Raw genomic sequence first — 16,423 nt, 5'->3', positions numbered from 1 at the left:
TTATCCAGCCCTAGCGCATCGTGCGGAAAAGTGGACCCGGTTTTCCGCACTCAACGATGCGCTCTTCAAAGAGTGGAGCATCGGGGTGACAGGGCGGGCCCTTACGTCGGCCGGCCCGACTCCGCACGGTTCCAGCCGCGGCCACCGTCTCCATAAGGCTCATGTCCGTTGACCGTGACGGCGACCGTGTCCTCCAGCTTGATGAAACCTCGCTGCGGGTGCTGGAGCGTTGTCTCGATCGAGATGACCATGCCCGCTGGGAGAGGACGGTCCCGGTCGAAGGCCGAACAAGGCCACGGGCTATTTGCAGTCAGCCGAGGCGCCTCATGGCTGATCAGGCCCATGCCGTGCGCGACAAAGCTCGCCTTTCCGGCAGTCAGCCGCGGCATCAACGGCTCGACCGCTGCATAGATCTCTGCACCGAGCACCCCATCCCGAAGAGGTTTGCGCGCTGCGTGCTGGACCTCATCGATCTGCTCCAGCAGTTCACGGAGCTCGGCATCAGGCTCACCCAAGATGCCCATGCGGCAGAGATCGCCGATATAGCCCCGGTAGTTGCCGCCGGAGTCCAGCGACATGATATCGCCCTCTTCGAGAACCTGATCCGACGGGGCACGGTTGAGGCTCTTCCCAGCAGTGACCAAGCAGTATTCGAAGAGCAGTCCCCGGACGGTCTCCTCGCGCCGAAGGGCTTCAACGACTTCGCGTTTGGTCTGGCCTGGACGCACGGTCGAAAAGACTGCGAGCATGGCGTCGACGACGCCTTCGGATGCCTGCCGCAGCAACTGCAATTCCGCCTCCGTCTTCACAGCCCGCAGGCGCTCGAGCGTGAAGACCGCATCCACGATCTCGCTTCCTGGCGTCGCATCCTTCAGGACGAGATAGGCATCGGCAGGCAGAAAACCTGCCTCGATCCCAATCCGGTTCAGGGAACATCCGAGCCGACGAAGATGGTCGACGCATAGCTGCATGGCATCGGTTGTTGTCCGCGCCGCTGCCTGAACGTTGGGAACCCAGAAACGCCCCAGCTCTTGCTCGAATATTTCGTGCGGGTTGGCGATGTAGGCACTCGCCTCGGGGCGCCCGCGGCAGTAGATGAAGATGGGAAGATAGCGGCTCAATCCGATCGCATCCATGTAGTCGAACATGAAGAAGCGATAGCCGCCCAACATGTATTGAACGTTGTGCTTTGACGTGACGATCAGCACGTCGAGGCCTGCCGCCTCCATCAACGTATCAAGCTGCTGATGATTGAAGGGAGGAACGCCCCGGTCAGAAGGCGTGTTGGAGGCGTTCTCGGAGGTCATCGACTTCTCCCGATGCTGCCACGGCACCTTGGCGCGAGCGTATCACAACTGCCACGATTGGAATACTCCGCACCTCGTCCAGATGCGATCGCCGACTCTTTGCTGAGCCATCCATAAGGTTGATGCCGTCGAGCAGGAGGCCCAACCCGGAAAAGCAGCTGGAGACCAGCTCACGCCACGACAGGAAGCAGCATCGTGATCGCAGAGCGAAGGTCTGGAGCTGGCACGGAACCGAAGTCCACGAACCGTAGGAACCTTCCGCTGACCCAAACTGTCAACGTCATGTCCTGATCGATCAAGCATCATGGAATGGGAAGGCTAAATTTCACTTCGATCATGCGCGCGAGCGGCGCGCCATCCGGTAACGCGCTGCAGTTTGCAAGACTTGCCGATTGCGGCTGGCGCGGACGCGGGCGGCAATCGCATTGACGGTGCATCGCAGGCGGATGTGGACCGACGTTTGCCAGGATGGAGGTCGGCCTGACGCCGTCGAGGACCAGATCCGCACTCTCATAGTGAGAGAACGAAGACGGAGTGAAAGGTGGCAGAGATGAAGCTTCTTCCGATCGCATTATCGGCACTCATGGGCGGGTTCCTGGTCGCAAGCACCGAAGAGGCCCGTGCCGTGGTTTACTGCCAATACGTCAATTATCCGGTCGGCTGCGTCGCACGGCCTGGCGTCGTGTTGCGGCCGCGACCGATCGCACGGGCCGTGGCGACGCCGGGCGTCGGCGCCCCGGGTGTAGGGGTGCGGCCCGGAACACCGATGAATCGTGGCGGCCCGGTCAATCGGGTGGGCCGGCGCTGAGCTGCCATTTTGACGTGTCCGGCAGAATCGAGCCTCTCCACTCGACAGCAACGGGGTCTTGGACGGATCGGACCTGCCATGTGCAGGCCCGCGCACGAATACGAGATCGACGCGCCCAAACCCCAAGGGGACGTTCGATATCGATCGGTATCCTTGCCTCACTTCCGACTGCCGCCGCCCCATGATGGCCTCCTTGGCAGGACGAGCGAGGCTGGTTTCGGCATGGCAGCGGAACGGATGCCGTGGTGGGCGTGGACATGGCCCGGCGTGGCCTGGGCCATCCTCCTGACGGCGCTCTTCGTGGGGTCGGGCGGCCCTATGGCAGCAGTGGCAGGAGCCGTCCTCATCGCCACCGTGTTCGCGGCCGTGTACCACGCCGAGGTCGTCGCCCACCGGACGGGCGAGCCGTTCGGCACGCTGGTTCTGGCCGTCGCCGTGACGGTGATCGAGGTGGCCCTCATCGTGTCCGTCATGGTTGCGGCGCCCGGCGAAAAGGCCGGGCTGGCCCGGGACACGGTCTTCTCCGGCGTCATGATCGTGATGAACGGCATCGTCGGCCTGTGCCTGCTCTGGGGCGGTGCCCGCCATCACGAACAGGGCTTTCAGGTCCACGGCGCCAGCGCCGCGTTGGCCGTCCTGGCGGCGCTCACCACCCTCTCGTTGGTTCTGCCGAACCTCGTGTCGAGCATGCCCGGTCCGGCGTTCAGCACCCCGCAGCTCGTGTTCGAAGGGGTAGTGTCCCTGGTGCTGTACGGCGCGTTCGTCTTCATCCAGACCGTGCGGCACCGCGACTACTTTCTCCCGCCCGAGGCCGGCGACGAGGAGGCGCACGCCCCACCGCCCTCGAACCAGACAGCCGCGATCAGCACCGGCCTGCTGATCGTTTCTCTGGTGGCCGTCGTGGCGCTCGCCAAGTCCCTGACGCCGACGCTGGAGGTGGGAATCGCCTGGCTCGGCGTGCCCGAGGCCGTGATGGGGATCATCATCGCGGCCGTGGTGTTGCTGCCCGAATGCCTGGCGGCGCTCAGGGCGGCCCGGGCCAACCGCTTGCAGACCAGTCTCAACCTGGCGCTCGGATCGGCCCTGGCGGCCATCGGCCTGACGATCCCCGCGGTCGCCGCCGTCTCGATCATGCTGGACCAGCCCCTGGAGCTTGGATTGGACGAAAAGGACAGCCTCCTGCTGGCGCTGACGCTCTTCATTGGCGTGATCACGCTGGGGACCGGCCGGACCACGGTGCTCCAGGGCGCCGTCCACCTGGTCATCTTCGCGGCATTCCTGTTCCTCGCCGTCGTGCCGTAACAACGCTTGGGTGGGTGGCGAATCTCCGGCGGGGCGATCCCGTCCAATCGTTCCGCTGACAGGCGAAGCCCAAAGGATTATGCTGACGCCACAAGCAAGGATCCCGCGTTCGACTTCGGCTCGCGACGGGCCATTTTTGATCGACATCATCGACATCCCTGTCGACGTCGCTGCGTACCGCGTGGTTGCGCAAGATCCGAGGCAGGGAGGCAACGCAGCCTTGGGCGCCCCTCCCGCCATAAGACCATCCACGACATCCCGGGGATCGGATCCCGATCAGGGCGGCACCCCGGCGTTGCCGGTGACGTGCCGGGGAGGACGTCATGGGAAGGGCTGCCGGTGGCAATGCAACGGCAGGGATTGGCAGAGGGAGGTTGAGATGTTGTCACGACGACACTTTTGCTGCGCGGGAGTCCTGGTCGGCACGACCGCGGCCTTCGACGGGTCTCTTGCCGCCGACGCATGCGCGGTGCAGACGCGCGAACGACAAGCGGCCCTGAACCCCGATGACGCGCTGGCGGAACTCAAGGCCGGCAACGAGCGCTTCCTGTCGCGGAACATGCGCAATTGCGACCTCCTGGATCAAGTCAGAGCGACGGCCGGCGGGCAGTATCCCTTCGCAGCGGTCATCGGCTGCATCGACTCCCGCGTGCCGCCCGAGCTGGTGTTCGACCAGCGCATCGGTGACATCTTCAGTGCCCGCATCGCCGGCAATGTCGCCGAGGATGACGTCGTCGGCAGCGCAGAGTTCGCGACCAAGCTGGCCGGGGCGAAGCTGATCGTCGTACTGGGGCACAGCGAGTGCGGCGCGGTCAAGGGCGCCATCGATGGCGCGGAGCTCGGAAAGCTCACCCATCTGCTCCAGCGCATCAAGCCGGCAATCGCGGCCAGCGGGAACGTCCCGGGGGAGCATACCTCGAAGAACAAGGAGTTCGTGCAGCAGGTCGCGACAACCAACGCCAGATTGGCCGCCCAAGGGCTTCAGGGGGACAGCCAGGTCCTTCGTGACTTGGTCGCCCAGGGTGAACTCAAGATCGTCGCGGCAATGCATGACGTCGCCACCGGGCGCATCACGTTCATGGAATAAGTGTCCTCGGAATAAACGTCCGACCCTGGCACGTCTGCGCCTTCAGCCGGATTTCCGTGGTGCGAAGGTAAGTGGACCTTGAGGCATCCTCGGCTGTCTTCTGCCTTTGACCCGCGATGATCATTCGAACCGATCCGCTCCACGACCGCGCATGTAGGCCTGGGGGCTGCATCCCATCTCGGTCCGGAACGCGTACACGAATGCCGATGTCGAGCCGTAGCCGAGTTCCATCGCCGTGCGCGTCACGTCCAGGCCGCCGCCCATGAACTCGATTGACTTGAACAGCCGCAGGCGCCGGCGCCAGGAGCGCAGGCTCATGCCCACCTCCGCCTCGAAGCGGCGGGCTAGGGTCCGCTCCGACATCCCCAGTTCCGCGCCCCATGTCCTTGGCCCGCGTCGGTCGGCCGGATCCGCGTAGAGCGCCTCGCACAGCGCCATCAGGTGCGATCCGCCGCGCGGCCACGGGAGCGCGCCCGGCAGGGGCTGTGCGCGTCGGAGTTGGTCAAGGATCAGGTTCGTCACACGGCCAGCGTAACCGTCACGATCCTCCTCTCTCTCGATCGCGGTGGCCTCGACGATGAGCTCCTTCAGGAGCGGAGAAACACCGAAGACGGTTGGAGCCGTTGGAAGGCCACGCCCGGCCTCGTCGGCAATCCAAAGGCTGCGGAACTCCGCCCCGAGCAGGGACCCGACCCGGTGCCGCAGGCCCGTCGGCAGCCAGACGGCCTGCTCCGGCGAGATCACGAAGGAGTGCCTCTCCACGGCCACCGTCAGCACGCCGGAGATTGCGTAGACCATCTGGTTCCAGCGATGGGCATGTTCCGGGAAGGAATGACGCGCCGGGATAGACTGCGCCCGTACGGTCATTGGCTGGGGCGGTGCCATCCCAGGCGGTGCGTCGATTGTTTCCCAAGCCATATCGCCCTCCAGAATGGCAGTTGTTCTACACCATCTGGCAGTCTGTCAAAAGACGGCCGAGCAGCGGTCGAATATATAGAATCCAAGCACGCGCCTATGCGCACCCGATATCAGACCGAGGACCCTGCCATGACCCGCCTCGACAGCCGTGGCCTGCCACTCTCGACGACGTCCGACCGCGCGGCCGACCGCTACCGGGAGGGCGTCGACCTGCTCCTCTCCGCTTGGCCCGGCGCTGCCGAGGCCCTGGACGAAGCCATTGCGGCCGATCCGGATTTCGCTCTCGCCCACGCGGCCCGCGCCCGCATGCACACCATCCGGGCCGAGCTGGCCAAGGCCAAGGCGCGGATCGCGACAGCGGAGGAGATCGTTGCTCGGCGCGGGACCGAGCGGGAGCGCAGCCATGTGGCGATCCTGTCGCTGGCCATCAATGGCAACTCCGCCAAGGCCTTGGAGCGGGCGCTCGCCCATGCCGAGACTTGGCCGCGGGATGTGCTGATCCTCTCGCTGCCCCTTGGCGCCTTCGGGCTCTTCGCCTTCTCCGACATGGCGGACCACGACCAGGCGCGGGTCGATCTCTGCGAACGCCATGCCCGCCACTACGATGCCGACGACTGGTGGTTCCTCACCTACCGGGGCTGGTCACACGCGGAGAACGGCAATGTCGCGCATGGCCGGGCGCTTACGCAGCGCGGCTACGACCTGCGCAGGAACAATGCCAACGCGGCGCATGCCCTCTCGCATGCCATGTACGAGGGGGGCGCGCACGACGAGGCGGAGCGGCTGATCGCGGACTGGCTGCCGGGCTACGACCGCTCGGGAATCCTGCATGGCCACATCGCCTGGCACTCGGCGCTCGGCGCGCTGGAGCGTGGCGATCCCGAGAGCGCACTGGCTATCTACGCGGACTACATCCAGCCGTCGGTGACGGCGGGGATGCCGGTCAACGTGGTCAGCGACACCGCCTCGTTCCTGTGGCGGCTCAAGGCCTATGGCCACACCGTGCCGGCGGGGCTGTGGCAGGACGCGGCGTCTTACTCCAGCGGATACTTCCAGAAGGCCGGCTTCGCGTTTGCCGACGTCCACATGGCCCTCATCGCCGCGGCGACCGGTGACAAGGCTGCGCTCGAAGAGCGTGTGAAGGCCCTGATGGAGATGATTGAGACCGGAGCCTTGCCCGCGGGGCCGGTGGTGCCGGCGATCTGCCGTGCCGCCTTGGCGTTCGCGGAGGAAGATTACGCAGGCTGCGCCCGCATCCTCGAGCCTGTCGCAGTTGATGTGGTGCGTATCGGTGGCAGCGGCACACAGCGTGAGATGATGGAGGACATGCTGCTGCTGGCCCTGATGCGAAGCGGCGAACCCGTGAAAGCTACTCAGCTTCTCGACCGCCGCCTGCACCGCCGCCCGTCGCCGCGCGACGCGCGCTGGCATGGCCTGCTCGCAGCCTGAGGATCCCCATGTCACATGCTGATGCCAATGCCGCGACCGGACTCGTGCCCGCGCTCTGCTCCGGGGATGCCGATGTCCTGAGGCTCGCGGTCGCGCAGGCGCTCGCCGGGGCGAACTCGGCGGTCGTCTACGCCACCGGCGCCATCGTCGGCAACATGCTCGCCCCCAGCAAGGCGCTCGCCACGCTGCCGATCTCGATCTTTGTGGTCGGGATGGCGGCCTGCACCCTGCCGGCCGGGGCCATCGCCCGGCGCCATGGCCGCCGCGCCGCATTCCTGACGGGGACGGGATGTGGCGTGCTCACCGGACTGCTCGCCGGCCTCGCGGTCGTGCTGGGCTCGTTCTGGCTGTTCTGCTTAGGCACGTTCTTCGGCGGGGCCTATGCCGCTGTGGTCCTGTCGTTTCGCTTCGCCGCCGCCGATTGCGTTTCGCCGGAGCGACGCCCGCGGGCATTGTCCGCCGTCATGGCCGGCGGAGTGTTTGCCGGAATCATCGGTCCCCAGCTCGTCACCTACACCATGGACCTGTGGCAGCCATATCTGTTCGCGGCGACGTTCCTGGCGCAGGCCGCCATCGCGGCCGTGTCCGCCCTCGTCCTGCTCGGGGTGCGGGTGCCGATGCCGACAGCGGCAGAGGTGGCCGGCGGCCGTCCGCTGGGCGAAATCGTGCGCCAGCCCCGTTTCATCACCGCGGTCATCTGCGGGGTCGTCTCCTACACGCTCATGAACTTCATCATGACAGCTGCTCCCTTGGCGATGCGCCTGTGCGGCCTGTCGCAGGAATCGTCGAACCTCGGCCTGCAATGGCACATCATCGCAATGTACGGCCCGGGCTTCTTCACCGGGCGGCTGATCACGCGCTTCGGCGCACCCGGCGTGGTAGCCGGCGGATTGGCCTTGACCGCTGCCTCCGCCGCCATCGGGCTGACGGGGGTGGACATGGCGCATTTCTGGCTCACCCTGATCCTGCTCGGCGTCGGCTGGAACTTCGGCTTCGTCGGCGCGTCGGCCCTCGTGCTGGAGTGCCACCGCCCCGAGGAACGGACGCGGGTGCAGTCACTCAACGACTTCCTGGTGTTTGGGACAATGGCCCTTGGCTCCTTCTCGTCCGGCAGCCTGCTGACGGCCTATGGCTGGGACACGGTCCTCTGGGTGTCGTTCCTGCCCCTCATGGTAGCGATTATGACTCTTGTCGCCACGGCATCGTCCCGCACCGGTCGAAGGGTCGGGTGAGACGCGCAATGCGCAAGGGCCTTCAGCTGTCCCATGACAATGTCGGCTCCGAATACCGTGATTGCCGGATGGAGTCTGAAAATGGGCACGTCTGCGACCATAACCGAATTTCCATAGTGCAAAGGTAAGCAGACCTTTGCGCATCGTCTGGCAACTGCTTTTGCTCGGGTCAATTCCTCGGCCCAGTCAGGTCATGATGACGAAGAAGCCTTTCCTCCTACCTCATGCGAAGTTGCGCTGTCGGCTCGGCCAACGATCCGGGTAAGAGTTCGGACAAGGTGTCACTGAAGGCCTGATGCGAGAACGGCTTCAACAGCACGCAATTGTGCTGATAGCGCTGAGGAATGACGCTGGAATCGTAGCCTGTCATGAAGATGAACGGGATGTTGCGATAACGCAGGACATCCGCAATGGGATAGACCACGTGGCCATCCACATTGATGTCGAGGATGGCGAGATCGAAATCCGCCTCGAGCGCCAATGTCATGGCCTGTTCGAAATTGGCAGCTGAGCCGACGACGTGTCCTCCGAGATCGCACACCATGTCTTCGATCAGCATCGACACCATGGTCTCGTCTTCGACGATGAGCACGCGGGGCTGCCGCTGATCAGGCATCGGAATCCTCGCGATGGTCCCGACCGGGTGAATGGATCCCTGCATGTGAGCCTCGCTGTTTCGAATGGACGACGTGTGCCTCGCTTGACCCGAGGAATCGTCCATGCGGGTCAGGGTCGTCGGTTTCAACAAGGGTCCTGCCGCTCGTGAGCGGCAGGACGTTCAGCTCGCTTACCGCCGCCGTGCGGCCTGGATGTCCCGGGCCTCATCGATGACCTGATCGAACACGTCAGGATCGATCTCGAGTCCGAGCTTCTCGTTGAGGATCTCGACGGGCTCCTCCGGCACACCGGCCTTCGACAATGCGGCCAGAGCCTTGGCGGCCTCGGTGATCTCGGCATCGGTGATCTCATCCTCGGTGCCCTTGCCCAGCGCCAGGGCCTTCTCGTAGGTCGCGATGAGGCCGACCGTCGAATGAGCCGCCGCGTGCTGCCGGGCTGTCGCCGAAGCATTGACCGCATTCATGCGGCCGAGCTTGGCGGTGTCGAGACCGATGGTCCTGGCGTTCGAGGCTGCCTGCTTCGCTTCGGTGGAGACTTTCGTGTCCTTGGCCTCGCGCGTGGAGCTGCGCGCCTGCTCGGCCCGCGCCTGACCCTTTTCCTGGCCCTTTGCGGATGCATCGCCGGGGCCGGAGCTGCGGCCGCTGCGCTCGCTGCCGCCTCCGCGGGAGCTCTCACCGCCGCCGCCGCGCGAACCGCCGTCGGAACCGCCTCCATGGCCACCGCCATTGCCCCCGCCGCCGGAATTTCCGCCGCCAGAGTTGCCACCGCCATTGCCGCCGCCGTTCCCTCCTCCGTTGCCGCCACCGCCGCCGTTTCCGCCGCCATTTCCTCCACCGTTGCCGCCGCCATCGCCACCCTTGGCCTGGGCCTGGGACTTCTCAAGCTTGAGCGCGGTCATATCGAGCGACAGAGGCTGCAGGCTGACAGCGAGACCCAGGGCGAGAGCCGAAGCCGTGAGAGCAAGACGTTGTGTCATGAAGCTTCCTTCCGAGAGATTATTGGGCCTTTGAGCCCCTTACCCGAGAGTTACGTGAGAAAATTTCCCACGTCAACTTTCGCGTGGGATTGCTTCCCACATGCAATCCGCTTACCTAGTCGGTATGTCCGGCGATGCCCCCCGCTCTCTCGAACCAGCCAAACTGCACGCCCCCCTGGCGAGGCTGCTGCGCCCGCTCGTGCGCCTCCTGATCCGGAGCGGGATCACGTTTCCCATGCTGGCGGAACTGCTGCGTGAGCTCTACGTGAACGTCGCCGAGTACGACTTCGCCCTCCAGGGCAAGGAACAGACGGACAGCCGCGTCAGCCTCCTCACCGGCATCCATCGCAAGGAGGTTCGCCGGCTGCGGGGGGCGGGAGCGCCCGTCAACACGGTGCCGGCGACCGTCTCCCAGACGAGCCGGATTCTGGCCCGCTGGCTGGCGGATCCGGAATTCACCGGCAGCGATGGCCGCCCCCTGCCCCTCCCACGCATGGCCGAGTCGCCGCAGCCATCCTTCGAGCGCCTCGTCGCCTCGGTGACCCGCGACGTGCGGCCTCGCGCCGTGCTGGACGAGTGGCTCGATCGCAAGCTGATCGTGCTCGACGCCGACGATCGCGCCGTTCTGGTCGAGGCGGCCTACGTGCCGCGCGGCGGGGACGATCAGCAGCTCTACTATCTCGGGCGCAACCTGCACGATCACATCGCCGCTGCGGTCGCGAATGTGGAAGCCTCATCGCCGCAATTCCTCGAACGGGCCGTCCACTATGACGGGCTGACGAAGGAACTGGCGGAGCAGCTTCAGCAACGCTCGCGCGAGGTTGCGATGGAAGCCCTTCAGCAGCTCAATCGTGAAGCCCACGCTGCCAGCGACAAGGCACCGCCCGGTCAGTGGCGATGGAACTTCGGCGTTTATGTTTATTCCGAAGAGGTTGCGCCCCCTGCGGCGGCAGAGACGTCCACCAAGAGCAACGATAAAGGAAGCTAGGACGTGACGGATCACGCCGTTTCAATCGCACGAAAAGCGGCCTGCTGGCTGGCCGCGCTGCCGCTGCTCGCCGTTCCGCTGGAGACGGCACGGAGCCAGAGTGCGCAGGACCGCGGCATCGGCGGCACTGGGGTGATCTCAGATGGTCAGGATGGCGACCGAGGCATCGGCGGCACGGGCATGATGGGTCGGATCCGCGGCTTCGGCAGCATCATCGTCAATGGCTTGCACGTGAACTATGCGCCGGACGTGCCGGTGCGGATCGACGGGCAGCCTCGGGCCGTTGCCGACCTCAAGATCGGTCAGGTGGTGCGGGTGGTTGCCGAGACCCGCAACGGCGGGCTGGCAACACGGCAGATCGATGTCGCCAGTGAAGTTGTCGGCCCGATCGAGACGACCGGCAGAACGACGCTGAAAGTGCTCGGCCAGACCGTCTCTCTCGAAGCACTCGGCGTTGCAGGTCAGTGGCAGCGCGGCGAGCGCGTGGCGGTATTCGGCCTGCGGCGACCGGATGGAACCGTCGTTGCGAGCTTGATCGAGCGCAGGGATTGGGGCCCTGACAGGGTTGCCGGCCGTTTGACCAAATCGCGCGACGGCAGCTTCAGGATCGAGCAATTGAGACTGACCGGAGTCGATCCTGCGCTCGTCGGTGCCAGGGCTGTGCTCGAGGGATCGATTGACAACGGCGCTCTCAAGGTCGCCGGCGCGGCACGGGAACGGGATCTCCTCGGTGGGAATGTCCGGCGATTCTCGATCGAGGCCTATGTCGAGCGGACGCGCAGCGGGCTGCGCCTCGGTTCGGGGCTCGAAGTGGCTGGAAGCGCCTCCTCGGCTCTGCCCGTCGGATCATACGCTCCTGCGGTGGTAACCGTCGTGTCCGATCAGCGCGGGCGCCTCGGCATCGAGGGTGTCTCGCTCGAAGGAAAGCCGACACCCTCGAGCGGACCGCGCCAAGGGCTGGATACCGGCAATTCCCGCAACACGCCGGCCGATGCGCAGGGACGTGGAGCCTCGCCGCAACGCGATCTGCAACCTGGATCTGGTCGCTCCCTCCGCAACGACTCCTCGCCTGGTGCGGCACGCGGGCGCGACGATCAGAGCGGCTCTTCCGGCAACCGTTCCGGTGGAGGCGGCAACGGCAATAGCGCCAATGGTGGAGGCAATCACGGCGGCGGTCGGGGTGGCGATCACGGCGGTGGCGGTGGCAAAGGGGGCGCAGACAGCGGTGGCGGCGGTAGCGGCAATGGAAATGGCGGCGGCAACGGCCGCGGCGGTGGAGACAACGGAAATAGTGGCGGCAATGGCGGTGGGAACGGCGGCGGCAACGGCAGAGGCGGAGGCGAAGGAAGACGCTAAAGATTCTTCCATTTGCTTGGAATCGTCTCTTTTCTTTGCCGCATTTTTCGGCGAACCGAATCCGCTTCGCCGAAAAACGTTCTAAGGTCTGTGGGGATTCACGAGAGTTTGGGCTTATGATTCAAGCTCTTGATGGATCGCTATGTATTGACGGATGCCCAGTGGGCGAAGATGGAGCCGCATTGTCTGGGTAAGCCAACCGACCCCGGACGCAGCGGCAGCGACAACCGCCGCTTCGTGGAGGCCGTGCTGTGGATCGTGCGCACCGGCTCGCCATGGCGCGATCTGCCCGCGCATTTCGGGCACTGGAGCACGGCGTTTCGCCGCTTCAGCGACCGGCGCAAGGCCGATATCTTTGTGAAGCTCTTCCAAGCCTGCTCGGACGAACCCGACAGGGAATACACAATGGTCGACGCCACCATCGTCAAGGTTCACCGCCACGGACAAGGCGCAAAAGGGGGACTGAGAGCCAGGCCATAGGCCGCTCCAAGGGCGGCATGACCACCAAGATCCTTGCGTTGACCGACGCGCTCGGCAATCTCGTGCGCTTCGAACTCCTGCCCGGCCATCGCTTCGACACGGTCGGCGTCGAGCCGCTGATCGACGGGATCGATTTCGGTGGTCTCATCGCCGACAAGGCCTTTGACAGCGATACCATCATCGCCGATCTCGATGCGCGCGGTGCCAAGATCGTCATCTCTCAGCACCCAAGACGCGCAAGACCCCTGCCGCTCGATCGCGAACTCTACAAATGGCGGCATCTCATCGAAAACTTCTTCTGCAAGCTCAAAGAGTTCAAGCGCATTGCCATGAGAGCCGACAAAACCGACCAAAGCTTCTCCGCCATGATCTATCTCGCAGCCGCCGTCATCAATTCACGATAAATCCCCACAAGCCTTAGCCGACCAGATGGAAGCTGTTCTTGCCCAGATCGATGCCGAGGGTGGCGATCGCCGCAGAGAAAGAAGACCGTGACATGGGACATGCTCCTTGCGTGACTCGAAGCCCCACAGCTTACGAACAAGCGGGGCAGGAGCACGGCCGGATCATCCCATTAGCGGTGATCCTCGACGTCGGATCAGGCCGATCCGCCGCCTTCGAGGGCCTGGATCACCGACATGGAATGGATCATCTCGGACGTCGAATGCCCGGTCTCGGGGGCATAGACCAGCTCCTAGCCGAACCGGCAGCCTAGGCGGGAGGCTTGGCGCCGGCCGAGGGCAAAGGTCCGCTCGCCGCGATCCTTGCGCCGCGCCCCTTGGCGCTGGGCCTCCACGGTCATGGTCAACTGGGAATCCTCTGGGTCGTCGTCCTCGGTGCCGAGATAGATCGTCGCCGGCGCCCCCAGGTAGGCTCTCAGCTTCGCACGCTCCTCGGTGGCGTTGTAGACGCCTCCCATGCCGTAAGGCACGGCCTCGCCCTCAGGATAGCGGCCGAGCAGCGGCAGTACGTAGGTGGATGCGTTTGCCACCACGATCGGCGGGCCGGATCCGGACGGGTTCTGCGCTTGCTGATCCACGCTCGACGCTGCCTCCGGTGGCCACTCACGCTCGCGGACCAAGGCTCGCGGGCGCGCCTCATGATAAACCCGTGACGGATCCTGTCCATGGCCGCCCCGTCGTGCGGCGAGGAGCGAACCGGTCCGGGGGCCCTCGCGGTTGCGCATGATGGCGTCGTCTCGGCAGGCGGGCTCGTGTCCTGCCGCCCTCGCCCGAAAAGGCAGGCATGGGTCAATCCAAAGGAGTACGCCGGATGCCATCTCACGAAGGAGCGACGATTCTTGTAGCTTGATGTCGTGGCTGACCGGCCGCCCTCCGGCGCCGTCGACGATCGCGACGGCGCAATGTCTCGCCGCGGATCGAGGAGAGCAGCGCATGCTCAGGATTCCAGAGGAATTGGCGGATTTGCACAAGATCGAGCTGAGCCATTACGCGGATTTCTCGAACGCCGCCGCTCTGCACGAAGCCGTTTCCTGGTGCTATTTCTTCCCGTATCTCTATTTCCTGGGAGTGAGCGAACCTCGCCAGGCCCTGTTGTTCGAGCGGATCGAAGGATCGATCCTCCTCTACAGGCTGCAGGAGCGCAACGAGAAGCTCAGGCTGGGCCTCCTTCTCCCGCCGTTTCCCTTCGCTCGTCTCCCGTTGCGGCGGGCCCTCGAGCGCATGCGAGACTTCAACCACAACCGGGCCGGCCGGATCATCCGGATCCAGGAAAGCGACGCCCTGCCGCTCGCGCGGGAAGGTCTCGAGATACGCTTCCACAGCGACGAGTACATCTACGACTGCGCCGCCGTTCTCGCGATGAGGGGCGGCTCCTATGAGGCGCTCCGCAGGAAGATCTCGCACTACGCCAACAACGCGAGTGTCGTCGTGCGGGATTTCTGGAAGGAGGACGCGCAGGGCTGCATGAAGCTCAGGAAGAAATGGTACAAGGGCCTACTCAACGCCGGCGTGAAGGTCGGTCCCTATTACCGGTACAGCCAGGAATGCCTGGCGAACGCGGAAGTCTTCTCGAGCGATGTGCTGAGCGGCCAGGTCATCGAGGTGAACGGCGCCGTCCGGGCCTTCACATTCGGGGGAGCGATCAACCAGAGATACGGCAGCATCTTCATCACCATCTCCGACCACGACCTGCCGGGCCTCGCGTATCTGCAACGCTACCATCTGATGAAGAAGCATCCCCACATCGCCTACTTCAACGACTTTTCGGACAGCGGTCGGGCCGGGCTGGCCCAGATGAAGCGGACGTTCAGGCCGGTACGGATGCACAGCCTGTATTCGGCACGGGAGCATTGACGCGTTCGACGTCACAGCAGAGGCTCGCGCGGCGCGGCGGGATGGTCTCGGCCGGCCACCGGCCGACGGGCGTGCCGCCTCCGAGGAGGGCTTCGCTCTCGTTCACGGCGAGGCTCGATAGGCGATAGAGGATGAAGCCGTCCTTGTCCGATGTCACCGTGGCGAGGACTGCACCGAACACGTCCCTGATCTCTCCGAGAACCTCGCCGGCGGCCTCTGGTATCCGGCTCCGACAGGTCCTTCGCCGGATACCAGAGGCCGCCGCAGGGGGTTGACGGGACCCACATGGTGACGAAGTCCGGCTCGGACTGCGGCTGAGGCTCGACCGGCCCCTCGATTATGCCGAGATGGTGCATCACCCGCAGGAAGCGTTGGTGCACGGATCGTTTAGCGGTCAGGATGTAGTCGAGCGGCGATCGAAATAGCTAGTCTGTCCCAGTCATGCCTTTCAAACACAATGCCGTCCACCGCCCTCGCATCGGCAAGATGAAGTTCAAGGTGACGAACTGGCAGGAGTATGAGGCGGGCCTTCGCCAACGAGGCAGCCTGACGGTGTGGATCACGCCCGAAGCGCTGTCGCTGTGCAAGCGCCGAAGCGGACGACGCGCGGCGGCGAGCCGCGCTATTCCGATCTGGCGATCGAAACGGCCCTGACCGTTGGCTTGGTGTTTGGCCTGCGGCTGCGTCAGACAGAGGGCTTGCTGGCATCGGTGCTGCAGCTGATGGGATTGGATCTCGCCGTGCCTGATCACACCACCCTCAGCCGACGGGCACGGACCTGGCGATTGTCTGAACGGCAAATTCCTCGCATTCCCTCATCAGGACCTGTCCACGTTGTCATCGACAGCACCGGGCTTGAAGTCTACGGCGCTGGCCCATGGTGGGAGGAAAAGCACGGCGCCAGGTCACGGCGGAGCTGGCGCAAACTGCATCTGGCGCTGGATGCTGATACCGGCGAGATCGTAGCCCATGTCATGACCGACCAGGACACTGGCGACGCCTCGCAGGTGGAGCCGTTGCTCGACCAGATCGGCATCCCGATCCGCCAATTCACCGCCGATGGCGCCTATGATGGCAAACCGACCTATGACGCCGTCATGAAGCACAGCGCCAACGTGGTGGAAAGGCCGGACACTGAGCCCTCCACGCAACGAGACCGGCATATTGAGGTGGTCAAAGCAGGCGGGCGGATGAAATGGCAAGCTGCGACCGGCTACGGCAAGCGATCTCTGATCGAGACTGCAATCGGCCGATACAAGGCCATCATCGGGAGACGGTTGAGGGCGCGGTCGTTCAGCGCAAAACAGACGGAGGTCGCCATCGGCTGCACCGTTCTCAATCGCATGCTGGCATGCGCACGCCCGAAATCCGTCCGTTGCAAGTCAGCCGCAGTGTAGGAAGCGGCATCGAAGACCATGATTACAGATCTCTCGATCCATGCACCAACACCCTAACGAGATACCCTTTTGTCTGTAGTCCACTTTGAACTTAGTTTAATTCCATTGATCCCATTGCCGGTTCAAAAGTCGAGGCAGAACCTGATCCGACCTGCTTCCGAGGAAGGATTGCGATGACCGGCCTTCTTTC

The 16,423-nt window shown here is 64.6% G+C and carries 15 protein-coding genes and 1 pseudogene; 10 read left to right on the top strand and 6 right to left on the bottom strand.

What is annotated here, in order from left to right; translation table 11 throughout:
• Positions 1-101: 101 nt before the first annotated feature.
• Positions 102-1,307, bottom strand: coding sequence for a M24 family metallopeptidase (locus ACS5Q1_RS08470; protein WP_473097736.1), 1,206 nt, complete (start codon positions 1,305-1,307; stop codon positions 102-104).
• A 550-nt stretch (positions 1,308-1,857) separates the two neighbouring features.
• On the opposite strand from ACS5Q1_RS08470, the gene ACS5Q1_RS08465 reads away from it, so the two are divergent.
• From ACS5Q1_RS08465 to ACS5Q1_RS08455, 3 genes are all read left to right on the top strand, one after another.
• Positions 1,858-2,115 carry a hypothetical protein gene (locus tag ACS5Q1_RS08465; protein ID WP_473097735.1) on the top strand — a complete coding sequence of 86 codons (258 nt, stop codon included), beginning with the start codon at positions 1,858-1,860 and terminating at the stop codon, positions 2,113-2,115.
• A 222-nt stretch (positions 2,116-2,337) separates the two neighbouring features.
• Positions 2,338-3,417, top strand: a complete 1,080-nt coding sequence (locus tag ACS5Q1_RS08460; RefSeq protein ID WP_473097806.1) for a calcium:cation antiporter — start codon at positions 2,338-2,340, stop codon at positions 3,415-3,417.
• A gap of 379 nt (positions 3,418-3,796) precedes the next feature.
• The gene (locus ACS5Q1_RS08455) at positions 3,797-4,504 is read left to right on the top strand and encodes a carbonic anhydrase family protein (RefSeq protein ID WP_473097734.1); all 708 of its coding nucleotides are present in this window, start codon (positions 3,797-3,799) and stop codon (positions 4,502-4,504) included.
• A gap of 120 nt (positions 4,505-4,624) precedes the next feature.
• On the opposite strand, the gene ACS5Q1_RS08450 is transcribed toward ACS5Q1_RS08455, so the two are convergent.
• Positions 4,625-5,422, bottom strand: a complete 798-nt coding sequence (locus tag ACS5Q1_RS08450; protein WP_473097733.1) for an AraC family transcriptional regulator — start codon at positions 5,420-5,422, stop codon at positions 4,625-4,627.
• A 129-nt stretch (positions 5,423-5,551) separates the two neighbouring features.
• Between ACS5Q1_RS08450 and ACS5Q1_RS08445 the strand changes: the two genes are divergently transcribed.
• Both ACS5Q1_RS08445 and ACS5Q1_RS08440 read left to right on the top strand, forming a co-directional pair.
• Positions 5,552-6,871, top strand: a complete 1,320-nt coding sequence (locus ACS5Q1_RS08445) for a tetratricopeptide repeat protein (protein ID WP_473097732.1) — start codon at positions 5,552-5,554, stop codon at positions 6,869-6,871.
• 8 nt (positions 6,872-6,879) lie between these two features.
• A complete protein-coding gene (locus ACS5Q1_RS08440) occupies positions 6,880-8,103 on the top strand; it encodes an MFS transporter (protein ID WP_473097731.1) in 1,224 nt (407 codons plus the stop codon).
• A 217-nt stretch (positions 8,104-8,320) separates the two neighbouring features.
• Here ACS5Q1_RS08440 and ACS5Q1_RS08435 read toward each other — a convergent pair whose 3' ends face one another.
• Together ACS5Q1_RS08435 and ACS5Q1_RS08430 are read right to left on the bottom strand one after the other, a co-directional pair.
• Complete coding sequence (locus tag ACS5Q1_RS08435; RefSeq protein WP_473097730.1) at positions 8,321-8,764, bottom strand: response regulator; 444 nt, start codon at positions 8,762-8,764, stop codon at positions 8,321-8,323.
• Between the two features lie 126 nt (positions 8,765-8,890).
• Positions 8,891-9,697, bottom strand: a complete 807-nt coding sequence (locus ACS5Q1_RS08430) for a hypothetical protein (protein WP_473097729.1) — start codon at positions 9,695-9,697, stop codon at positions 8,891-8,893.
• Between the two features lie 124 nt (positions 9,698-9,821).
• On the opposite strand from ACS5Q1_RS08430, the gene ACS5Q1_RS08425 reads away from it, so the two are divergent.
• The 3 genes from ACS5Q1_RS08425 (at position 9,822) to ACS5Q1_RS08415 (ending at position 12,925) form a co-directional block, all read left to right on the top strand.
• Positions 9,822-10,685, top strand: coding sequence for a DUF6502 family protein (locus ACS5Q1_RS08425; RefSeq protein WP_473097805.1), 864 nt, complete (start codon positions 9,822-9,824; stop codon positions 10,683-10,685).
• 3 nt (positions 10,686-10,688) lie between these two features.
• The gene (locus tag ACS5Q1_RS08420; protein WP_473097728.1) at positions 10,689-12,041 is read left to right on the top strand and encodes a DUF5666 domain-containing protein; all 1,353 of its coding nucleotides are present in this window, start codon (positions 10,689-10,691) and stop codon (positions 12,039-12,041) included.
• A 132-nt stretch (positions 12,042-12,173) separates the two neighbouring features.
• Positions 12,174-12,925, top strand: a protein-coding gene (locus ACS5Q1_RS08415; RefSeq protein WP_473097727.1) for an IS5 family transposase whose coding sequence is annotated in 2 segments (ribosomal slippage) — positions 12,174-12,504 and positions 12,504-12,925 — 753 coding nt in all. Because the reading frame shifts where the segments join, the coding sequence is not laid out codon by codon here.
• Positions 12,926-13,215: 290 nt separating this feature from the next.
• On the opposite strand, the gene ACS5Q1_RS08410 is transcribed toward ACS5Q1_RS08415, so the two are convergent.
• A complete protein-coding gene (locus ACS5Q1_RS08410) occupies positions 13,216-13,707 on the bottom strand; it encodes a hypothetical protein (protein ID WP_473097726.1) in 492 nt (163 codons plus the stop codon).
• A gap of 208 nt (positions 13,708-13,915) precedes the next feature.
• Between ACS5Q1_RS08410 and ACS5Q1_RS08405 the strand changes: the two genes are divergently transcribed.
• Positions 13,916-14,836 (top strand): phosphatidylglycerol lysyltransferase domain-containing protein, encoded by a 921-nt coding sequence (locus ACS5Q1_RS08405; RefSeq protein WP_473097725.1) that lies wholly within the window; start codon positions 13,916-13,918, stop codon positions 14,834-14,836.
• Here ACS5Q1_RS08405 and ACS5Q1_RS08400 read toward each other — a convergent pair.
• A complete protein-coding gene (locus ACS5Q1_RS08400) occupies positions 14,790-15,017 on the bottom strand; it encodes a hypothetical protein (RefSeq protein WP_473097724.1) in 228 nt (75 codons plus the stop codon). The two genes, ACS5Q1_RS08405 and ACS5Q1_RS08400, sit on opposite strands and share 47 nt — an antisense overlap.
• 260 nt (positions 15,018-15,277) lie before the next feature.
• On the opposite strand from ACS5Q1_RS08400, the pseudogene ACS5Q1_RS08395 reads away from it, so the two are divergent.
• Positions 15,278-16,233, top strand: a pseudogene (locus ACS5Q1_RS08395) (IS5 family transposase).
• Positions 16,234-16,423: the final 190 nt, after the last annotated feature.

It is taken from the genome of Microvirga sp. GN3, from assembly GCF_055792825.1.
This window is presented reverse-complemented; position numbering and strand designations above follow the sequence as displayed.

What these genes read in the sequence shown, in the direction of transcription:
- ACS5Q1_RS08425 (WP_473097805.1), top strand. Translation starts at nt 9,822, where the DNA reads ATGTCCGGCGATGCCCCCCGCTCTCTCGAACCAGCCAAACTGCACGCC.
- ACS5Q1_RS08440 (WP_473097731.1), top strand. Translation starts at nt 6,880, where the DNA reads ATGTCACATGCTGATGCCAATGCCGCGACCGGACTCGTGCCCGCGCTC.
- ACS5Q1_RS08470 (WP_473097736.1), bottom strand. Translation starts at nt 1,307, where the DNA reads ATGACCTCCGAGAACGCCTCCAACACGCCTTCTGACCGGGGCGTTCCT.
- ACS5Q1_RS08450 (WP_473097733.1), bottom strand. Translation starts at nt 5,422, where the DNA reads ATGGCTTGGGAAACAATCGACGCACCGCCTGGGATGGCACCGCCCCAG.
- ACS5Q1_RS08405 (WP_473097725.1), top strand. Translation starts at nt 13,916, where the DNA reads ATGCTCAGGATTCCAGAGGAATTGGCGGATTTGCACAAGATCGAGCTG.
- ACS5Q1_RS08460 (WP_473097806.1), top strand. Translation starts at nt 2,338, where the DNA reads ATGGCAGCGGAACGGATGCCGTGGTGGGCGTGGACATGGCCCGGCGTG.
- ACS5Q1_RS08455 (WP_473097734.1), top strand. Translation starts at nt 3,797, where the DNA reads ATGTTGTCACGACGACACTTTTGCTGCGCGGGAGTCCTGGTCGGCACG.
- ACS5Q1_RS08435 (WP_473097730.1), bottom strand. Translation starts at nt 8,764, where the DNA reads ATGCAGGGATCCATTCACCCGGTCGGGACCATCGCGAGGATTCCGATG.
- ACS5Q1_RS08445 (WP_473097732.1), top strand. Translation starts at nt 5,552, where the DNA reads ATGACCCGCCTCGACAGCCGTGGCCTGCCACTCTCGACGACGTCCGAC.
- ACS5Q1_RS08410 (WP_473097726.1), bottom strand. Translation starts at nt 13,707, where the DNA reads ATGCGCAACCGCGAGGGCCCCCGGACCGGTTCGCTCCTCGCCGCACGA.
- ACS5Q1_RS08430 (WP_473097729.1), bottom strand. Translation starts at nt 9,697, where the DNA reads ATGACACAACGTCTTGCTCTCACGGCTTCGGCTCTCGCCCTGGGTCTC.
- ACS5Q1_RS08465 (WP_473097735.1), top strand. Translation starts at nt 1,858, where the DNA reads ATGAAGCTTCTTCCGATCGCATTATCGGCACTCATGGGCGGGTTCCTG.